The sequence below is a fragment of the uncultured Spongiibacter sp. genome (assembly GCF_964011655.1).
Taxonomy (GTDB): Bacteria; Pseudomonadota; Gammaproteobacteria; order Pseudomonadales; family Spongiibacteraceae; genus Spongiibacter; species Spongiibacter marinus.
This window is the reverse complement of the sequence record NZ_CAXGPO010000003.1, coordinates 111,050-131,011: the sequence shown is the minus strand read 5'-3', so window position 1 is coordinate 131,011 and position 19,962 is coordinate 111,050. Positions and strand designations below refer to the sequence as shown.

Annotated in this window: 17 protein-coding genes; 10 read left to right on the top strand and 7 right to left on the bottom strand. The window is 56.0% G+C overall.

The features are described from left to right. Positions 1-94: 94 nt before the first annotated feature. Together ABNS66_RS03060 and ABNS66_RS03055 are read left to right on the top strand one after the other, a co-directional pair. A complete protein-coding gene (locus tag ABNS66_RS03060) occupies positions 95-952 on the top strand; it encodes a LysR family transcriptional regulator (protein ID WP_286694759.1) in 858 nt (285 codons plus the stop codon). 71 nt (positions 953-1,023) lie between these two features. Next, entirely contained in the window at positions 1,024-1,467 is a 444-nt protein-coding gene (locus ABNS66_RS03055) for an SRPBCC domain-containing protein (protein WP_286694760.1), read from the top strand. Between the two features lie 42 nt (positions 1,468-1,509). On the opposite strand, the gene ABNS66_RS03050 is transcribed toward ABNS66_RS03055, so the two are convergent. Further along, complete coding sequence (locus ABNS66_RS03050) at positions 1,510-2,574, bottom strand: SDR family oxidoreductase (RefSeq protein ID WP_286694761.1); 1,065 nt, start codon at positions 2,572-2,574, stop codon at positions 1,510-1,512. A gap of 81 nt (positions 2,575-2,655) precedes the next feature. Here ABNS66_RS03050 and ABNS66_RS03045 point away from each other — a divergent pair, with 81 nt between their 5' ends. Further along, entirely contained in the window at positions 2,656-3,021 is a 366-nt protein-coding gene (locus tag ABNS66_RS03045) for a MerR family transcriptional regulator (RefSeq protein WP_204996906.1), read from the top strand. Here ABNS66_RS03045 and ABNS66_RS03040 read toward each other — a convergent pair. Next, positions 3,018-4,058 carry an AraC family transcriptional regulator gene (locus ABNS66_RS03040; protein ID WP_286694762.1) on the bottom strand — a complete coding sequence of 347 codons (1,041 nt, stop codon included), beginning with the start codon at positions 4,056-4,058 and terminating at the stop codon, positions 3,018-3,020. The genes ABNS66_RS03045 and ABNS66_RS03040 overlap by 4 nt on opposite strands. A 129-nt stretch (positions 4,059-4,187) precedes the next feature. On the opposite strand from ABNS66_RS03040, the gene ABNS66_RS03035 reads away from it, so the two are divergent. After that, positions 4,188-5,843: an AMP-binding protein gene (locus ABNS66_RS03035; RefSeq protein WP_286694763.1), complete on the top strand. Its 1,656-nt coding sequence runs from the start codon at positions 4,188-4,190 to the stop codon at positions 5,841-5,843. A 4-nt stretch (positions 5,844-5,847) separates the two neighbouring features. Here ABNS66_RS03035 and ABNS66_RS03030 read toward each other — a convergent pair whose 3' ends face one another. Further along, complete coding sequence (locus ABNS66_RS03030; protein WP_286694764.1) at positions 5,848-6,870, bottom strand: cyclopropane-fatty-acyl-phospholipid synthase family protein; 1,023 nt, start codon at positions 6,868-6,870, stop codon at positions 5,848-5,850. Positions 6,871-7,025: 155 nt separating this feature from the next. Here ABNS66_RS03030 and ABNS66_RS03025 point away from each other — a divergent pair, with 155 nt between their 5' ends. Then, positions 7,026-7,901, top strand: a complete 876-nt coding sequence (locus tag ABNS66_RS03025; protein WP_286838547.1) for an alpha/beta hydrolase — start codon at positions 7,026-7,028, stop codon at positions 7,899-7,901. A gap of 46 nt (positions 7,902-7,947) precedes the next feature. Continuing rightward, entirely contained in the window at positions 7,948-10,467 is a 2,520-nt protein-coding gene (gene hrpB / locus ABNS66_RS03020) for an ATP-dependent helicase HrpB (RefSeq protein ID WP_286838545.1), read from the top strand. Here the strand turns inward: hrpB and ABNS66_RS03015 are convergent. The 3 genes from ABNS66_RS03015 to ABNS66_RS03005 form a co-directional block, all read right to left on the bottom strand. Continuing rightward, positions 10,464-11,300, bottom strand: coding sequence for a sterol desaturase family protein (locus ABNS66_RS03015; RefSeq protein WP_286838543.1), 837 nt, complete (start codon positions 11,298-11,300; stop codon positions 10,464-10,466). The two genes, hrpB and ABNS66_RS03015, sit on opposite strands and share 4 nt — an antisense overlap. A gap of 2 nt (positions 11,301-11,302) precedes the next feature. Beyond that, the gene (locus tag ABNS66_RS03010) at positions 11,303-11,968 is read right to left on the bottom strand and encodes a helix-turn-helix domain-containing protein (protein WP_286838541.1); all 666 of its coding nucleotides are present in this window, start codon (positions 11,966-11,968) and stop codon (positions 11,303-11,305) included. A 180-nt stretch (positions 11,969-12,148) separates the two neighbouring features. Then, positions 12,149-13,015 carry a TIGR03619 family F420-dependent LLM class oxidoreductase gene (locus ABNS66_RS03005; RefSeq protein WP_286838539.1) on the bottom strand — a complete coding sequence of 289 codons (867 nt, stop codon included), beginning with the start codon at positions 13,013-13,015 and terminating at the stop codon, positions 12,149-12,151. 243 nt (positions 13,016-13,258) lie between these two features. Here ABNS66_RS03005 and ABNS66_RS03000 point away from each other — a divergent pair, with 243 nt between their 5' ends. The 4 genes from ABNS66_RS03000 to ABNS66_RS02985 all read left to right on the top strand — a co-directional run bounded on the left by ABNS66_RS03000 (position 13,259) and on the right by ABNS66_RS02985 (position 18,670). Next, on the top strand, positions 13,259-14,020 hold the full coding sequence (locus tag ABNS66_RS03000) for an SDR family oxidoreductase (protein ID WP_286838537.1): 762 nt from the start codon (positions 13,259-13,261) through the stop codon (positions 14,018-14,020). 43 nt (positions 14,021-14,063) lie between these two features. Next, positions 14,064-14,825 carry an SDR family oxidoreductase gene (locus tag ABNS66_RS02995; protein WP_286838535.1) on the top strand — a complete coding sequence of 254 codons (762 nt, stop codon included), beginning with the start codon at positions 14,064-14,066 and terminating at the stop codon, positions 14,823-14,825. 12 nt (positions 14,826-14,837) lie between these two features. Next, positions 14,838-15,935, top strand: a complete 1,098-nt coding sequence (locus ABNS66_RS02990) for a Rieske 2Fe-2S domain-containing protein (protein WP_286838533.1) — start codon at positions 14,838-14,840, stop codon at positions 15,933-15,935. Positions 15,936-16,147: 212 nt separating this feature from the next. Continuing rightward, entirely contained in the window at positions 16,148-18,670 is a 2,523-nt protein-coding gene (locus tag ABNS66_RS02985; protein ID WP_286838531.1) for a TonB-dependent receptor, read from the top strand. A gap of 76 nt (positions 18,671-18,746) precedes the next feature. On the opposite strand, the gene ABNS66_RS02980 is transcribed toward ABNS66_RS02985, so the two are convergent. Continuing rightward, positions 18,747-19,838, bottom strand: a complete 1,092-nt coding sequence (locus ABNS66_RS02980) for an AraC family transcriptional regulator (RefSeq protein ID WP_286838529.1) — start codon at positions 19,836-19,838, stop codon at positions 18,747-18,749. Positions 19,839-19,962 lie beyond the last annotated feature (124 nt).

The window sequence follows — 19,962 nt, the reverse complement described above, 5'->3', positions numbered from 1 at the left end:
GTGGTGAACAACGAGGGCAGATTACATAGTGAAAATAATAACGTAAAATTATCATTCGTCATTTGAATGATTAATAAATGTAATGATAAATGCAGTGTGGTTACGCAGTTTTTGCACGCTGGTTGACGTGGGCCATTTCACGCGCACGGCTCAGCAGCTGCATATGACGCAGTCCGGTGTTAGCCAGCATATTCGCAAGTTGGAAGAGCAGCTGGGAGTGGAATTGCTGGTGAGAGAGGGCAAGCAGTTTCGGTTATCGCCGGCAGGGGAGCGCCTTTATGCCGAGGCCCAGGGGATTTTACTGTCGCTGGCGAACTTGGAGCATGCGGTCAGTGAAGACCCGCCCTTCGAGGGGCGGGTTCGCGTGATGTCGCCGGGTAGTGTTGGCTTAAAGCTTTACCCCAAACTTTTGGCGCTGCAGCGCCAACACCCTAAGCTTATTATTGAGTATCGCTTTGCGCCCAACTCAGAAGTAGAGCAAGCACTTGCCGAGGCGAAGATTGATATCGGCCTTATGAGCGCCAGGCCGACCACTGCCGAACTGAGCGCCAGACCAGTGACTGAAGAGCCGTTATTGCTGGTCACGCCAGCCTCGCTTAAGAAACCGAATTGGCAGTCGCTGCTTGCCCTCGGTTTTATTGATCACCCCGATGGAAGCCATCACGCGAACTTACTGCTCGGCGCTAATTTTCCCGAGTTCCAGCACTGTGGTCAGTTTGAGCGAAGGGGGTTTTCTAATCAAATTGGCCTGATTTTAGAGCCGGTGAGTATGGGCCTGGGGTTTACTGTTTTACCAGCGTATGCGGTTGAAGCCTTCCATAACCAGAAGAAGATTCGCATTCACCGCCTTGCCCAGCCCGTCAGCGAACGTCTATACCTATGCGTGCCACGGCGTGGTGCACTGGCCCGCCGAACGGAAACGGTCATAGCGGAAGCGGAGCGCTGGCTGTAAAACGGCGATAACTATCTTATTGCGCTCTTGCCGTGCTGAAGGTGATGGCAATGGCGTTACGGAGGTTGCTTATGTTTCGGAAGATTTTCTATTCCACGCACATTGATATTAATGCTGATGCGGACGATGTGTTTGCAGTGATTGCCGATTTTGACGGCTACCACCGCTGGAATCCGTGGTTGATTCAGGCGCAGGGCCAGTGTCGCGAGGGCGAAATTGCCGACGTGACTGTTCGCTTGGGCGGCAAGACCATGAAAGTGAAACACAAGGTGCTGGAAGTGGTTCCCGGAAAACGTTTGCGCTGGTGCGATATGGGGTGGTTCACCCTGTTCGCTTACGGTGAGCGCAGCCGCTCGATAGAAGCGTTGCCCGGCGGAGGCGTGCGTTATAGAAATGAGCTGCCGATAACAGGGCCACTGCGCGCACTGGCCGATATGTTTACCGGTAAGGCAGTGCGCGAGGGCATGGCGGCCGAGAATCTCGCCTTGAAGCAGTTTGTTGAAGCCGCTGCTTGAGCGGCATCGTCAACGGCAACACGGCGTAGCGGGAAGGGCGTGTCAGCTCGCGGCAGGGGACAGCGCAGCCTGTTGAAGGTGGTGATAGAACTGCGCCGAGTGAGTAATCACTTGCGTGATATCCGGCGTTTTAATGCCCTGTTGCTGCATGAATTGCCGGGTGTCACGGGTATCGAAATGGGTGGTCTGGATAAAATTGAGTGCCTCTGGTGAGGTGTTCATTACCGTGGGCATGCCGGGAATGCGCAGCAGCCATGCCAGTAGGCGCAGGGGTAAGTGACGTTTAGGCGCAGTCATGTCGAGCGCCTGCGCGGCAATTGCCAGTGTGCCTTGTAAGTTTGGCGTATTGGCGTCCAGGGCCAGCAATCGCCCGGGGGCATTTTCGCTGATGGTGGCATGGGCAATCAGCGTTGCCAATACATCAACAGCGACCAGCGGCAGCCAATGTTCGGGGCTGCCCGGCACCATGGCCAGGCGCCCATGAGCGAGGTTATCCAGCAAATTAAATAGCGGCTGCTGAGCATCCAACATGCCGGTTAGGCTGTGGCCCGCAACAGTGGCTGGTTGCACTTCGACAAGATCCATATCGTTGGCTTGTGTAAAAGCGCGAACGCGGAACGCCGCTTCCAGCTTGCTGGCCTCGTAGGCGCCGGCGCGGCGGTATACCCTGCGCCAGTCGGTGCGCTCGGGACCGGTTGGGTGGATGCCGAGACGGCTTAGGTGTTGGTGATTTTCCAGCATAAAACCGCTGATAAAAACCAATCGGCACTGATGTTGCCGCGCCAGTTCGGCCGCCGCCAGGCTGCCGCCTACATTGCTGTTGTGGGCGATGTTGGGGGCTAACTTCCAGGCGAAGCGGGCGGCGAGATGGATGACGGCGTCTAGCGTGGGCAACGAGTCTTTAATTCCCAGGTTCGGCCGCTCCAGATCGCCGGCGACCGCCTGGATGTGGGCGCCGTTGCCACCCAGTGCATCGACCTGCTGGCGAAGTAGCGGCAGTTGTTGCTCGGGTTGGCGCAGCACCGCGATAAGGGTTTGGTTTTTCGATAATTCAGCGCAGACGTGGCGGCCAATAAAACCCGTGGCGCCGGTAATCAGTATGGTCATGGTATTGCTCCTCGCTTGACGGTGAAGCTACCCTAAGGTGTAGAGTGCACTCTAATGTCAAACCCTGTTGTGGAGAGGTAGATGCGAATAGCCGAGCTGGAGCAGCGCACCGGTGTTAGCCGCCATACACTGCGCTATTACGAGAAGGCGGGTCTGTTAAAAGAAGTGCAACGGCGCGGCAACAACTACCGCGACTATCCGGAAAAAGCCGTGGCACGGGTGGCAATGGTTCGCCAACTGAAGGAGCTGGGGTTCTCACTCGCCGAGATTTCCGATGTGCTGGACGCGCTGCGCAGTGACCGTATCGACTGTGAGCAGGGCGCGTTGTTGATGGCGGAGAAAAAAGCCGCGGTGGATGCCAAGATTCGCGAGCTAAAGCAGGTGAGTCGTATGCTCGACCGGGAGCAACAACGCTTACTCGCCAGCGCAGCGGCGGCCCGGGCTTAGTGGTCTTGCTTGCGGTAACTGAGCGGGCTGAGCCCCGTCCAGTGTTTGAAAGCGCGGGAAAAGGCTCCCGGTTCGGCAAAGCCCAGTTTCGTCGAAATATCGCTAACGCTGAGATTTTGCCGAGTGAGCATCACTATAGCCTGGTCGCGGCGCAGGTTGTCTTTAATTTTTTGGTAGGAGCTGCCCTCACTTTTTAACTTGCGACACAGGGTGTAGGAGGTCATATGCAGCTGCTCTGACACCCATTCCAAGTTGGGTAGGCGCGACTCTTCCTGAGCTTCGAGAAGCTGGCGTACGCGGGTGCTGAGGCTGTTGTCTTCGTCGGTCCAGATCAGCAGGTCGCGGGGGGAGCTCAGAACAAATTCATCGACCTCTTCCTTGCTGCGGCATACCGGCATGCTCAGGTAGTTTTTGCTGAAAAACAGGCTGTTTCGCTCACGCTCAAAGTGGCATTCGCAGGGAAAAATAAAACGGTACTCGTCAAAATGGGCGGGCAGGGCGTGTTTGAAATTGGCGTGGCTGAGGACGATTTTTCGGCCGATCATCCAGCCCACCAAGCGGTGCCAAACCAGTAGTAACCATTCAACCAGAAAGTTATCGGGGTCGAGTTCGGGGCGCAGGTGGTTGAGGCTCAGTTCCACTTCGTCGCCGCTGTGTCGCAACTCGATGCGGACATCATCGGAAAATAAACTGTAGGCGCGAATGCTCTGTCTGAGGACTTCCTCGAGGTTGTCGGCGTGAACGACCAGGGCGCTCATCAAGTGAAAGTGGCCGACCCGGCAGGGCAGCGTGCTGCGGCCCATAAACTCGTCATCAAGGACCTTCCAGCACAGTCTAAACAGGCGGATAAATTGGTCGGTAGGCACGCGGGCTTTAGGCTGGCGCACCAGCTGAGGGTCGATGCCGCGTTGTTGCAGCAGGACGTCGGTGTCCAGCCCCTGTTGTTCTAAACCCCACAGGATCGCGCGGGCATAGTGTGACGAAAAGGTGAGATTTTTCATCAAATGGCGGCCGTCCTGTGCTGCAAAACTTGTCAAATTATCTGCTGGAACATGTCATTCTGTTCGGGCGGTGCATTGCCTAAGCTGAGTTTTTTCTTCGCGGTCTAGCGCGTTGGCGCTAGCACACAATAGTTATAAAACACGCATTAACAAACGGGCAGGAACATGAACGCGAGCAATTATCAGGAATTCGCTAAAAACTTTTCCATGGAGCAAATAGTACAGAATTTTGTCGGTGATTTTAACGACGGTCTGAACGTTTGCGAGGAGATCTGTGACCGCTATGCCACCGACGAGAGTCGCGTGGCGCTGCGCTACGAGCGTGTTGACGGTCAGCCTGGGGAGATGACCTTTGCTGAGTTGCAGCGCCGATCCGCGCAGTTCGCCGGCTTTTTGCAGGCCCGCGGAATTGGCCGTGGCGATCGTATTGCCTGTTTGTTGCCGCGTACGCCTGAACTATTGATATGTGTGCTGGGTGCACTGCGTGCGGGTGCGGTTTATCAGCCTTTGTTTACCGCTTTCGGCTCCGGTGCAATTGAATATCGCCTGCAAACCGCGAAAACCAAGCTGATTGTTACCAATACCGAGCAGTGGCTGAAATTGCGCGAGGTTAAGGGCTTGCCGACATCGCTGTTATTGGCAGATGAAGGTGATGCGCTGGCCAGCGAAGCAGACTTTCTCTACTGGCCGGAAATTGAGCGCCAGAGCGAAGAGTTCGCGCCGGTTAAAATTTCGGCTGACGAGCCTTTCCTGCAGATGTTTACGTCGGGAACCTCCGGCAAGTCGAAGGGCGTAGCGGTGCCTGCCCGCGCACTGGCGGCATTTTGGATGTATATGCGCTACGCCGTCGGCCTGCGTGAGGACGACAATTTTTGGAATGTGGCCGACCCCGGCTGGGCTTACGGTTTGTATTACGCGGTGGTTGGCCCGCTGTTGCTGGGCTGCACCACACACTTTAACGAGGCCAGCTTTACGGCCGACAATACCTTTGAGTTTTTACGCAAATATAAGATCAGTAATTTGGCGGCGGCGCCCACTGCCTACCGCCTGTTAATGGCGAACGACAAGCTGTTGGCAGACTACCCTGAGATCGATCTGCGGGTGGCCAGCAGTGCCGGCGAGCCGCTAAATCCAGAGGTGATTAGCTGGGTAAAACGCGCCTTTGATTGCACGGTTTGTGACCACTACGGCCAGACGGAAACGGGCATGACGTCGGCCAATTTCCACGAGTTGTCCCACCCTCAGCACGAGGCTAGCATGGGCTACCAAATTCCCGGTTATCGACTCGTGGCACTGGACGAAAACTTCAATGAAGTGGCGCCGGGGCAGGCGGGCGAGCTGGCGATTGATATGGAAAATTCGCCGCTGTACTTCTTCCAGGGCTACACCTGGGATGAAAAACGCCCCTATCACGGCAAGTACTACCTAACGGGTGATGTGGTCATCAGCAACGGTGACGGGTCGCACGCTTACACCGGTCGCGATGATGACATTATTGCCTCAGCGGGTTACCGCATCGGCCCTGCCGAAGTGGAGAGCAGTCTGCTGGAGCACGAGGCGGTGGTAGAGAGCGGTGTTGTGGGTAAGCCCGATGCTAAGCGTAGCGCGATTGTGAAAGCCTATGTGGTGTTGGCTGAAGGTAGCACTGGCGACGACGCTCTGGTGGAAGCCTTGCAGCAACATGTGCGCAGCCGCCTGTCGACGCATTCCTACCCGCGTGAAATTGAATTTGTCGACGCCCTGCCGAAAACCTCCAGCGGCAAAATTCAGCGCTTTGTGCTGCGTCAACGCGCTGAGCAGGAGGCCCAACTCAGCGCCTAATGGCTCAGTCGGCTTGCTGCCCAGGGGTGAGCAAATAATGGCCTACCAGCCATTCATTGCCGCCCTGATAGGCGAACAACTCCGCGCAGGCCAGCATAAACATGCGCCAGCGCTGGAATTGAACGCGAGGGTTGGGTGCATCGGCGAGAATTTGCATTGCCCGCGGACGCTGCTGGTCTAACTTCTCTAGCCAGGCCTCCAACGTTTGCGCGTAATGCAGGCCGTTCACGCGCCAACTATCGGCGACACGCATATGCTCCGAGAAGTGCATAAGCGTGTCGAAGGCGGGCATCTGACCACCGGCGAAAAAGTTGTCGGTCATCCAGCCGCCATCAAAGGGGTAGTGCAGGTGGGCATGACAGAATATGTGCACAAACATCAGGCCCTCTGGCTCCAGCCAGCTTGCGACGTTTTTCAGCAGCTCGCGGTAGTTGCGCACATGCTCCAGCATTTCAATGCTAACAACCCGGTCGAAGCGCTGGTCGAGTGTTAAGTCGGCGACATTGCAGGTGATTACCTTCAAGTTATCCAGCGCACGCAGTCGCGCCTGAGCCTCGATGTATTCGCGCTGTCCGTGGGAATTGGATACCGCAGTAATATGGCTGCCGGGGTAGCGCTCGGCGGCCCACAAACAGAAACTCCCCCAGCCGCAGCCGAGCTCCAAAATACGCTGGCCACCGCGCAGTTGAGCGCGCTCGGCGTAAAGCTCAAGCATGGCTTCTTCAGCGTCGTCAATATTGTCGATACCATCGCCCCACCAGCAGCTTGAGTATTTCAAGCGACGGCCAAGCATCAATTCAAAGAGTGCAGCAGGTACCTCGTAGTGCTGGTCGTTGGCATCGTCGGTATTGATGGCAATTTCTGAGTGACGCAGCGCTTCGCGAAATTCTCGACGGCGCTGCTCGCTGGCATCGATATCATCGCGGCCCTCTTGGGCCAGACGGTCTTGAAGTTGGCGGCGGATGCCGCGGCGAATAAGGGGGTCAGGGATTAACCCGCGCTCAGCCAGTGAAATGGGATCTAGCATAGCGACGCTCCATTGGGTTTTAGGTTTATAAATGTTTTACGGTAAAAGCGCCCGGCTGGATGTTAACAGGCCCTAGTTTCATTTAGTCTTGCGTCCTATGATGGTCAGGGCCTCGGGTGGCAGCCCGCCTGGGGCTATTGGATAAGGAGAGAGTGATGATTCCCGATTTACATGGCCCGACGTCGCATATTTATATTTCCCAGCGCCTGAGGCTGCATTACGTGGACTGGGGCAACCCGGACGCGCCACCACTGATCTTGATTCACGGAGGCCAGGACCACTGCCGAAATTGGGACTGGATCGCCGAAGAGCTGCGCCACGACTGGCATATTATCGCGCCCGATTTGCGTGGCCACGGCGACAGTGCTTGGTCTCCCGATGGTCACTACAGCTTCGAAGCTTACGTGTGCGATATCGCGCAGCTAATTAATCAGAAGAAATTAGGCCCGGCGACCATTGTTGGCCATTCGATGGGGGGCAATATCGCCAGCCGTTACGCGTCTATTTATCCAGAGAACGTAAAGAAGCTGGTCAACATTGAAGGCATTTTGCCGAACAAAGATGAGACCGAAGTGTGCGATACCATGAGTTATCGGCAGAAAATGCGCGACTGGGTGAAAGTACGCCACGGCATGTCATCGCGCCTGCCGCGCCGCTACGCTAACCTCCACGATGCCTTTGAGCGTATGCACGAGGAAAACCCCCATCTCACCGAGGCGCAGGCTCGGCACCTGACCTGCCACGGCGCCAGCCAGAATGAAGACGGTACCTACAGCTGGAAGTTTGATAACTACACCCGCAAGCTGAACCGGCTGGAAAGTGGTGAGGAAGAACTGAAGGAAATTTTCACCAATATCGAATGCCCGACTTTGCTGGCTTGGGGAACAGAAACCTTTGTTGAAGACCCGGAAGAAAGCGGTCGTTTGGCCTACTTCAAAGATGCGATAATCAAACGCTACCCCGGCGCTAGCCACTGGGTACACCACGATAAGTTGGAAGACTTTCTGCGCGACTTGAAAGCCTTTATCTAAACCCTTGCTGCGGCGGCATGCCGCCGCCTTGCTTGAACCGTTTTCTATGGCCGACGTGCTGCCCATTTTTGCCTTGCTCGACGAGCTTAAAGACGCGCTGTCGCAGTGTGATGAGCTGGTGCTGGAAGCGCCGCCAGGTGCGGGTAAAACAACCCAAGTACCCCTATCGCTGCTCGATGCCCCTTGGCTGGCCGGGCGCAAAATTCTCATGCTGGAACCGCGCCGTATTGCCGCGCGGGGCGCCGCCGAGCGCATGGCGCAGCTGTTGGGCGAGGCGGTGGGCGAGACCGTGGGTTATCGCGTGCGCCTGGAGAGCCGAGTCTCCGGCAAGACTCGCATTGAAGTGATCACCGAGGGGATTCTGCAACGCATGCTACAGGACGACCCGAGCCTGGAGCAGGTGGGCCTGCTGATCTTTGACGAGTTTCACGAGCGCAGTCTGGATGCCGACCTGGGCTTGGCGCTCGCCCTGGAAGGACGGCGCTTATTTTCCGAGCTGCGCGATGCGCCGCTGAAATTACTGCTGATGTCGGCCACCCTGAATGGCGACGCACTGAGCGAGTATTTAAACAACGCCCCGGTGCTGCGCAGTGAGGGGCGGCAATATCCGGTCGATATTCACTACCAGGCACTGGCAAAGCGGCGCGACGGTCGTGCCCCGGATTATCTGGAGCAGATGCAGCGCTGTATCGTAGCGGCTCACAGCCAGCATGCTGGCAATATCTTAGCCTTTCTACCTGGACAGGCAGACATTCATCGTCTGGCCAGTCGATTAGCGCCAGCGCTCGACAAGCACACCTTGATCGCGCCGCTGTATGGCAATCTGAGTCTGGCCGAGCAGCGGCGGGCCATCGCCACACCGCCGCCGGGTCAGCGCAAGTTGGTACTGGCCACCAATATCGCCGAGAGCAGTCTGACCATCGATGGCGTAAACATCGTCATCGACAGTGGTCTAGAGCGGACAATGGTGTTCGATGCGCGCAACGGCAGCAGCCGTTTGCATACTCAGCGAATCTCCGCGGCGTCGGCAGCGCAGCGCGCTGGCCGCGCCGGTCGGCAGGCGCCGGGGGTGGCTTATCGCCTGTGGAGCGAAGCCGAGCAACAGCGTTTGCAGGCCCACAGCGAACCTGAAATTCTGCAAAGTGACCTGAGTGCCCTGGTATTGCAATGCCTGCAGTGGGGCAGTTCCCCGGAGGCGCTTCTTTGGTTGGATGCGCCACCGCCCGCACACTGCGAGCAGGCGCTGGCATTACTGAAAACCTGCGGCGCGGTGGACGAGAGCGGCGCGGCGCTGAGCTTGACCGAGCACGGCGAGGCAATGGCGCGCCTGCCATTGCCACCGCGACTGGCGCACATGTTATTGCATGGCCATGCGCTGGGTGTTGCCGAGTCGGCGTGCTTGTTGGCAGCGCTGTTGGGTGAGCGCGATCTGCCGGGCATGGCGGGGGCTGACATTGCCTTGCGCATGGCCGAGGTATCTCGCGAGCCAAAACGCTACCGCCGTATCCTGCAGCAGAGCGCGCAGTATCAGCGCTTGTTGGCGGGCGCGAATAGCGACGGCGTCTTTGATGGCAACACCGAGCGAGCGCTGGCAATCGCGACCGCCAGGGCCTTTCCCGACCGCATTGGTCGTCAGCGCGCTGCAGGCAGCCATGAATTTCAATTAAGTAACGGCCGCTCGGCATTCCTGGCCAGTGATGATCCGCTGCGCGGCAGCCCTTACATAGTGGCCATTGAACTCAGTGCCAATGTCGGCGACAGCAATGACCGCATTCGCCTGGCTTGTCCACTGCCTGAGTCGGTATTAGAAGACGCGCTGTCGCCGCTAATCAGCGAGCGGGTGTCGGCAGATTGGGATGATGCTCAGCAGCGTTTTGTTGCCGAGCGCCAGCGCTGGCTGGGCAAGTTACTGCTCGACAGCCGACCAGAAACCGCGTTGGACGAGTCCCTGCGCGAGCAGGCACTGATGGCCTTGTTGCGTCGCAGAGGATTGGAATTGCTGCGCTGGTCGGAGGCAGCGCGTCAGCTTCAGGGGAGGGTGGCCTTGCTGGCCGAGCACGACTGCGCGCCCGGGCAATGGCCTGACTTTAGCGACAGCGCGCTGTTGGACTCGCTGGAACAATGGTTGCCACCGTATCTAAACGGGGTGAGCAAATTACGTGATATTCAGGCCCTGGATGTTGAGGCCATGCTGTTGGCGCAGTTGGACTGGCCGCAGCAGCAGGCCCTGCAGCGCGCCGCGCCGGAACGTATTAGTGTGCCGTCAGGTTCGAAAATTCGCGTCGATTATCGTGCTTCCCCGCCGGTGTTGGCGGTGAAGCTGCAAGAGATGTTTGGCTGCGAAGATACCCCGCGCGTTGCCGAGGGTAGGCAGCCATTGTTGGTGCATTTATTGTCACCGGCCCGGCGACCGTTGCAGGTTACCAGTGATCTGGCAGGCTTCTGGCGCAGTAGTTACGAGGCGGTAAAAAAAGAAATGAAGGGGCGCTATCCCAAACACCCCTGGCCAGACGATCCGCTGTCGGCACAGGCCACCGCCTATACCAAGGCGCGAGCGGCTCGCTAGGCGTCGGTTTTTGCCGCTTGCTCGGGCTTGGGCAGCAGCGGTTTGCGCACCACTGGCCACAGCAGCTCCTCAGCCCAGTGCAAGCGCGGGGAAATGGGCAAGCCGTAGCGGGTTTGGCGGCCATTGGGAATTTTGGCGGTGCCAAACAGCATGTCAAACAAGAACACGGTGACGGCATAGTTGCCATTGGGGTGGGCAGACTTTCCATAGGCATGATGGGCGTGATGCGTGTCGGGCAGGGTCACGACGCGCTCAATCACCTTCCATACGGGTTCCAATACGGGGGCTTTGTTACGCAGCCACAAATCCCAGCGATAGCTGCTATGGGTACCAAGGTTCACCAGGTAGGTGACAAACACCGCTGCCAGGAAGGCTTCTCCCAGGCCGAAATACACTGCAAAAGCGCCCATCCAGGTTTGCGGCAACATGAATACCCAAAAGAAATTGTAGCGGTAGACCACGGAAATATTCAGGTGCTCGGCGCTGTGGTGGGTGCGGTGGATTTTCCACAGCCAGCGCCATTCATGGGCGGCGCGGTGCAGCCAGTAATGGGCAAATTCCTCAATAAAGAAAATAACCGGAAAGGCCAACCAGAAGGCCGTGCCAGCGAGGCTGCCAGCGCTGTCTGGAAATTGCTTGGCTAGCAGCCAACCGATCACACTACCGATGACCGCGCCAGCCAGAAGTAGGTTGGAAAACATGCCAAATAACATAAATACAAAGTCGCGCAGCGGCCGTGGCGATTTTTTAAGGCGGCCCCCCGCCAGCTCAACAAGGAAGGCGATCAGGAAAATACTGAGAATAACGAGCTCGATGTGCGGCATGAGTTCCATGCTTAGTTCCTCTTATTATGGTTGGCGGTCAGGCCGCCTATCGCGTATTCGATCAGGTTTTGCAGGCGCCACTCCAAGCTGCTCTCGTCCAGCGCGAGCTGGCCCTTGTGCTGCAAGTTGTCCCACTCTGCAATGCTGTAAATAATCTGACTACCCAGCAAGCGAACGCGCTCGTTGTAGATCTCACTCGGCAGCGTATCGGCCAATTGCGCGGCCATAAGCTCACTGATTTTGATCAAGGCCGAAGAGCGCGCGCGATTGCGCAGGAACAGCTCGCGCCAGTGACCGCGCGATAACAGCTGCGCAATCAAGCTTAGATAGCGGCTCTCGCCATTGCCGCGAAGCAACTCACTGGCCAGTGGTCTGGCCATTAAATCGACCAGCGCGTAAAGCGTTGGCTGTTTCTGCTGTTCCAGCAAGGCGGTGAGCAGCACTTCCCGCTGTTGATTAATCGGCCGCACCCGATAGTCGATGATCGCTTCTATCAGGCCGTCAAAGGAGCCGAAGTTATAGTTCACCGCAGAGTGGTTTTTGTGACCGGCGGCGCGGGCAACTTCGCGGCTGGATACCCCGTCTATGCCCTTGTCGGCGATCAATTGCTCGGCGCTGAGTACGAGCTGCAAGGCGCCGCAGCTTAAGCTGAGATTGTCGTGCTGGTCTGTTGTCATGCTGGGCAAGGTAAGACGATCGTCTTAATAAGTCAAGTGTCTTATTTTGGGCTGGGGGTTTTTGCTTTCACCATTTTTTGCTTTGGCAGTGCGCCGAGCAAAAAAAAGCCGGCATACGCCGGCAAGCGGGACGCACCCATCGCTGGGTGCAAGAGTGAAGTTTGCTAGGGTTAACAGGCCCTATGAAATAAAGCGCTGCGCGAAGCTGGCCAGTTGGTCTTGTTTTTGTGCAAGGCTGCTTTGGTCGATGCCATCTTCATAGGCATTGCGGAAGGCGACGTGGCACTCATCCACGCCCATTTCAGTGAGCGCGTCGAGTCCTCGTTGGCTAAATACATCACCCGAGGCCACTTGAATACGAAAGGGCAGGTGCTCGCGCTCGTAGACTTTGCGGTATTCCTTAAGCGTGTCGATAAGCTGGCGGTATTCGTCGAGGCTGGCGCCGGCGCCAATCCAGCCATCGCCAAGTCTTGCGGCCCGTTTTAAGGCGGCGTCGGAGTGGCCGCCAATCAAAATCGGCAAGGCGAATTCGGGAGTGGGGCAGAGCTGCATGCTGTCGATCGACAGCTGTTGCCCTTGGTAGCTAAAGAAGTCGCCGCTGAGCAGGCCGCGAAGAATATCGATTTGCTCGTTCAGGCGCTGACCGCGTTTTTCCCAGGGAATTTGGCAGCCTTCAAAGTCTTCTGGCCAGGGGCTGATGCCAACGCCGAAGTCCAGCCGGTCACCGCACAGTGACAGCAGACTCGACAACTGTTTGGCCACCACCAATGGTTGGCGAACCGCCAGCTTGTAGACCGAGGTGACAAAACGCAGTGTTTTGGTATGTGCCGCAAGAAAGGGAATAGCAACCATGGGTTCGACAAACGGCTGACCCTTCAGAAAATTTCGCGAGCCGGAGCCGTTATAGGGGTATTTCGACGATGAGTGTTCGGGAAAGCTCAGGCTGTCTGGCAGTGCCAAGCTGTTAAAGCCGAGCTGCTCGGCGCTGTGAGCAAGCGCTGTGTACTGGTCTACCGGACACATACTTGGGTTGTAGCAAAACTTCATAATTCGCGCTTCTCGTTATTCGTTGCAGGATAGTCGTCGAAGGGTCACGGCGAGCTCACCGCGATGGGTGGCGCCCATAGTAGAGAGGCGCACTACACTTGCTGAGCACATTTCCAATCAGATTCGTTGGCCAAAAAATTCAGCACCGATGGGGTGACGAAAATGTGCATAAAAATAGTGTTTTTTGTCGTCGGGTTCGCCGAGACAGGGGGCTACCATCCTTAAAAATGCCAAGGGGGAGTTATGGCAGAACAGTTTTTGAAAAATAAAGTGGCACTGGTAACGGGTGCCGGGCAAGGCGTTGGCCAGGGTATTGCGCTGGCGTTAGCCGAACGCGGCGCCGCGGTCGCGCTGCTCGGGCGCAGCCTCGACAAGCTCGAATCAACACGTGAGCGCATTGCGGCAGCGGGCGGCGAGGCCTTGGCGATTAGCGCCAATGTAAAGAGTGCAGAGGAGTTAGCCGCCGCGGTTGAACGCTGCGTGGCGGAGCTGGGTGGCATTCAGATCCTAGTGAACAATGCCCAGGAAGTGCCATTGGGGAATTTGCTCGACGTGAGCGAAGACGCGATTGAGGCGGGCTGGCAGTCCGGGCCGGTGGCAACGCTGCGCCTGATGAAGTTGTGCTACCCCCATTTGAAAGGCGATGGCGTGATTGTGAATTTGGCGTCGTCGGCGGCGATGCGTTGGGATATGTCTGGGTACGGAGCTTATGCGGCGGTGAAGGAAGCGATTCGCGCCTACAGCCGAGCCGCCGCCTGCGAGTGGGGGCCTGAGGGTATTCGCACGAATGTCATCTTGCCCCACGCAATGTCGCCGGCATTGCAATGGTGGACAGAGAACCGGCCAGAGGAAGCTGCCGAGTTTGTTGCCTCTATCCCCATGCGCCGCATCGGTGAGTGCAAAGAGGATATTGGTGAGTTTGTCGCCAGCTTATGCAGCGATGCCTGTCGCTACGTGAATGGTCAAAGCATCGCGCTGGACGGCGGCCAATCAAGAGTCGGCTGAGGCTTGCCTCAGCCAAGCAATCAGAATAACAAAGGGGAAGATCATGGGCGGATACGTGGTAACAGGCAGCGCATCAGGCATTGGTGCGGCGGTGTGTGAGCGCTTGGTGAGTGATGGCGAGCGAGTGGTCGGCCTGGACCGCCAGGATGCCGATATTGTCGCAGACTTATCGACGGAGTCGGGCCGCCGCGGCGCGGTCAGCCAAATATTGAGCGCCTTCCCCGATGGTCTGGATGGCTTGGTCTGTTGCGCAGGCATCGGCGGAACCAGTCCGCGTGTTGAGCTGATCCCCGAGGTGAATTTTTTTGGATCGGTCGCGCTAGTGGAGGGCTTGGCTGATGCCTTGGCGCAGCGCCACGGCTCGGTGGTTCTGGTGTCCTCTAACTCTGCGCCCCAGCCCAGCGACGACGCGTATATCGAGGCGCTTATCGCCGGTGATCATGCGGCGATGGCGGCGCGCTTATCGGCGGTGAGCGGCCATGCCGCGTACAGCGGTTCCAAGCAGGCATTAGCGCGGTGGATGCGTCATAAGGCGCCCGATTACGCGCGCCGCGGCGTACGTTTGAATGCAGTGGCACCGGGTTACACCCGCACCGCGATGACAGCCGAGACGGAAAACCACCCGGAATACGGCCCGGCGATCAAAGAGTTTCTGGCCAGCATCCCCCTCGGGCGAGCGGGTGAGACAAAGGATATGGCCAACGCCATCGGATTTTTACTGAGCGGAGAGGCGGCGTTTGTCAGCGGCTCTCTGCTGTATGTGGACGGCGGTCATGACGCCATGTTCCGCCCCGATAGCATTTAAAAGGAGTAAGCAATGGCGAAGGCCGCAGACTATGGACTGGGTCCAAACACCTTTCCCAGAGGTTGGTTTTTAATTGCAGAGTCGAGCGAGCTTGGACAGTCGCCGCTGGCCTTGCGTTTTTTTGCCCGCGATTTTGCACTCTATCGTGGCGAGGATGGCAAGCCGGTGCTGCTCGATGCCTATTGTCCGCATATGCAGTGTCACATCGCCGCCAGCGATACCGCGGTTATCGCTAAAGAAGGCGCGCAAATCGAAGGTTCGTCGATTCGCTGTCCCTACCACGGCTGGCGCTTTGGGCCGGATGGGGTTTGCGATGACATTCCCTATCACGACGGCCCCATGCCGCGCTCGGCTAAGCTAACCAGCTACCCGGTGGAGGAGGGCATTGGTGGTATCTGGATGTGGTTTGACGAAGACGGTAGCCAGCCGCAATACCCAGCACCGGCCTTGGATCAGTGGCACCAGCCACAGTGGATTCAGTGGCAAATGGATCACCTCGGTGAGCTGCCCGTTCAGCCTCAGGAGGTGATCGATAATATGGCGGATGCCCGGCACTTAGGGCCGACCCACGGTGCACCCTGCGAATACTTCGAGAATGAGTGGCGCGACCACATCTACATTCAGCGTCAGGGCGGTTTTCACAAGGAATACCAGGCGATGCTGCAAACCACCACGTGGTACACCGGCCCCGGCCTGTTGCTGTCTCACCAGTTATTTGCCGAGGTGGAGAGCATTGAATTCATTGCCAATACACCGGTGGAAGACGGTGTGACCAAACTCTGGCACGGCGTGTTAGTGAACAGTGGCAACAGCTCGCCGGGCGAGGCGGAGCGGGAGCAGGCCCGTCAAATTCAGGCGGGGGCCTTGGATTCGTTGGCGTCTGACTTTGGTATCTGGCAAAACAAGCGGGCGGCGACGCGGGTATTACAACTAAAAAGTGATGGGCCGTTTGCGCGAGGGCGGCGTTGGTACAAACAGTTTTATCAGCCAGTTGAAGCAGCTGTTCAATGTGCAAACGAGGTTAACGGCATTTGTCATATTCCCGGGCTGGAGGAGCCACCTGCCGGAAGCCGACTGGTAGAAGCAGCCTTTCCAAGCTTGGTGGAATAGCACATTTTAAACTTTTTGTGTTGTACAAAAAATGAACGCTTCGGCACATCTTAATGAATGATTATGTTGTCGTTTTTTAATTGCCGCGGCGTTAAATTTTTTAGCATCTAAAATAAATAAGTAAATATGTTAGCGATGCCCACAGTCGCTACGTGCAAGACAGGTTGAGAGGTAGCCGCTCTTAGCTCTAATAATGAAAAGGGAGTCATGGCATGAAAAACTATTCGTCCACAGGCAAAATGAAAATGTTGCCATTAGCGATGTCACTACTGTCGATGCCTGCATGGGTATCGACAGCATCAGCACAGGCCTTGGAAGAGGTGCTGGTAACTGCTGAGCGTAGAGAGGGGTCGTTGCAAGACACACCTATTTCTATAACGGCCATAACCAGCGATGGTATTGAAAAGCGTGGCATAACCAGTACGGATGACATGTTTGCGTCCATGCCTAGTATGGGTGGATATTCTGCGCCAGGTTCCCGGGGCGCCACCAGTTTAAGTATTCGTGGTATCTCTGGCGGGGTGGCCTCGAATATTTCACTAGACCCTGCTGTCGGCATGTACATGGATGGCGTCTACGTGGGCAAAATGCTCGGTGGCGCGATGGATGTCGCTCAAATTGAGCGTATTGAGGTGTTGCGTGGCCCGCAGGGCACGCTTTATGGGCGCAACTCAACCGCCGGTGCCATCAATGTGATTTCGCGCAAGCCATTGGGTGAATTCGCGGTAGACCTTACCGGGGGCCTTGGTAATTACGGGCTGCGGACATTGAAAGGTAGTGTCGACCTGGATTCGGTGGGCACGGTTGGAGAGGGCGCGGGGAAGTTGAGTGCAGCCTTTAATTTCCTGAAAAAAGATCGCGATGGTTTATACGAAAACTACTCCGGCGGTAGTGATTTCGACAGCATGGATCGCACGGCGTGGCGCGCGGCCCTGCGCTGGGAAGTGACAGAAGATCTAACGGTAGATTATATCTACGACCACAGTGAGCTTGATGAGGTGGGTGCCCTGCAAAAAGTGGTTGGTTTTACTGCGTTGACGACTCAGGGAACCAGTCGTTTAGATTTTTTGAAAAACACGGTTTTGCCTAATGCTCAGGGCTTGGCCATGGTTCCTGGCTCTGATCCAAGAATTTCCAGCCGTTGGATTCCCTCTATTAATAAAACGATCGAAGCCTATGAGCGAGCACTTGAGCGCGGTGAAGGGCGACCCAAGGGCGGTTGGGCAGAAAATGCGCCAATCAGTGAAAATGACTCAAATGGTCATTCAATTACTGCTGAACTATTCTTAGGCGAGCATGAGACATTTGGGGAGGTGACCTTTAAGTCGATAACCGCCTATCGAGACATTGAGACCTATGTATTTGGTGACCTTGACGATATTGATAGCAGTTTAGATGTAAATGGTATCGGAGCGTATAACGACAGTTTACACGGCGCTTTGCTGCAGCTTTATGGGGGTAGTGGAGGTTTCTCCTATCCTCTCGTTGATGGTGTTTGGAATGCGGTTGACCAATTAGGAGCGGGGCACTCTCTGCAAGATACCAACTCAGAGTATGAGCAGTTTTCGCAAGAATTTCAGTTGATTGGCTCTACCCCTCAGCTGGATTACACCTTGGGGCTTTTTTGGTTTGAAGACGAGTCGAACTACGACCGCCGCGCGGCCTTTGCTTTACCGCTCGCGGGCCGTCAGGCAGAGAAATATACGCTCAATACGGATGCTTTGGCAGTGTATGGTCAGGGTACCTACCGCTTTGCTCAGCTGGAAGACCGCTTAGCCTTGACCATTGGCATGCGATATACCGAAGAGAAAAAAGCCGTTGATTACAATTTTGGACAGGTCGTCAGCCCCTTCGGAACAACTCCTGCGCGTTCGACAAGCCTGGACAATAATTTTTACAATTTTAGTTATAACACCACCCTTGCTTATGATTTTGCCGATAACATCAATGGCTTCCTTCGCTATGCCACGGGGTATCGTTCCGGTGGCTACAATGGTGAGATTTTCGGAAATGGCTTTGAAGAAGAAACCATTGAGCAAGTTGAAGTCGGCGTGAAAACAGACTGGCTGGATAATCGCCTGCGCGTTAACGCCGGGCTATACGGCTATAAATATGATGACCTGCAAACCAGTGTGATCGACACTTCTAGCGGCACCGCGGCGTCGGGCATCATCAATGCTGGTGTCGCGGAGCGTTGGGGAAGCGAGATCGAGATCTCTGCTGCGCCCATTGAAGCGATGGTTGTAAGCCTAGCTTATTCCTATATTCACGGTGATTTTGCTGAGTATCCCAATACTTGCCTAAATGGTGAATGTATTAACGGGTCAAAAGAGTCGAAACGCGGCAACTCACCAAGCAATAAGGTGAACCTGAGCGTTGATTACACTTTTGCGCAAACTTCTATCGGTGATTTCAGTGTGTTCGTGGATGCCAATTGGCAGGACACTTGGGAACAAGTCAGTCTGGCGCCTGCGATTATCTCTGACGGCATGGGCGGGCAAGGTGTTTACTCCTTCCCTGTGCGCTCAATGGACGAAAGGACGGTTATCAACGGTCGCTTGAGCTTGAGCAACATTCCCGTGGACAAAGGTGAGTTGATGGTTTCGCTGTGGGGTAACAACCTGACAGATGATGATTACCCCGCCTATGGCATTAACTTTCAGGCCTTGGGACTCGAAACAGAGCAATACGGCGCACCTCGTACATATGGTCTAGAGCTGCGTTACCGCTTTTAATTGTTGAATTACCTCCCCCCAGTATTTCGGCGAGCCTAGGCTCGCCTTTTTTGTATCTGAGGAAAGATGGCGTTTTTTATTGCTCTTCAATGAACTCGGATCGGTACTGCTTTGGCGTTAGGCCGGTCCAGTTGCGGAATGAGCGAATAAACGAGCTGGATTCAAGAAAGCCTAGTAGCTCGCCGATTTCGTGAATTTTTAGTTTGTCATCGCGCAGGTGGCGCATGGCGATGTCGCGGCGATAGTGGTCTTTCAGTTCCTGGTAACTGGTGCCCTCACTGTTTAACCGGCGGCGCAGGCTGGATGGCGACATGTGAAGGTTTTCGGCCATATCTTCAAAGCTAGGCAGTGCCCCTGCGCCGCTTTTGGCCAACAGGGAGCGGATAGCGGCGCCGGTACTTGCAGGCCGCGAGTCTTGTGAAATGAGGGCGTAAACCGCGTTGCGCAAAAAGGCCTCCAGCGATTCGTTGGTGTGAACTGTGCGGTAGCGTAGGCACTCAGCAGGGAAACAAATCGCGGTGTAGTCGCAGTCGTATTGCGGCGGCACGCCCATCACGCTGTTCACGCTGTCTGAGTAGGCGTAGGAGAATTCTGGCGCGGCAATTTTCAGGCCGCTCAGCTCAATGTCGCGCCCGACCAGCCAGCCCATAAAGGCGTGCCATACCCGCATACCCGATGCTTTCGCAACGGTGTCTGAAAACTCCGTGCGATCCCAGCTGTCAGGCAAAAATTCTGGGCTGATTTTGTCGGCATCAAAGTGATAGATCAGCTCTGCAGTACCGGCATCAACAATCAGTTCTATGCGATAGCCGGTCATGCTGTAGAGCATTTCCTGATAGCGCTGTGCGCGGTGCAGGGCATCTTCAAGGGTTTGGCAATTGATAATGCTGTAGCACATAAAGCGAAACACATCGCTGCCTATTCCTGAGCCCCAGGGCACCGCAATATTGAGTTGTTGCATGGCTTCGGCAGCCAATTCATAGAGGCTGGAATAACGGTAGCCGGGCAGCATTTTATCGTCGTCGGCCGCCATTAAATCGTCGATATTCAAGCCAGAGCGTTTGGCGATGGCGCGCTGGTCGATGCCGACTTTGTCCAAATAGTCGAGCAATCGCAGGAATTTGCGCACGGGCATTTCGTGCATGGCTGTCGGTTGAGGCATGGTCATAGGACACTCTTTGCGCCGCGTTATTGGTATTTAATGTCGGCGTTTCTGAAAGTTTTTGTGCTTTAGCAAATGCGTGTACCCAACAATACTAAGAGCCTAATAATTAAAAGCAATTACGCAATTG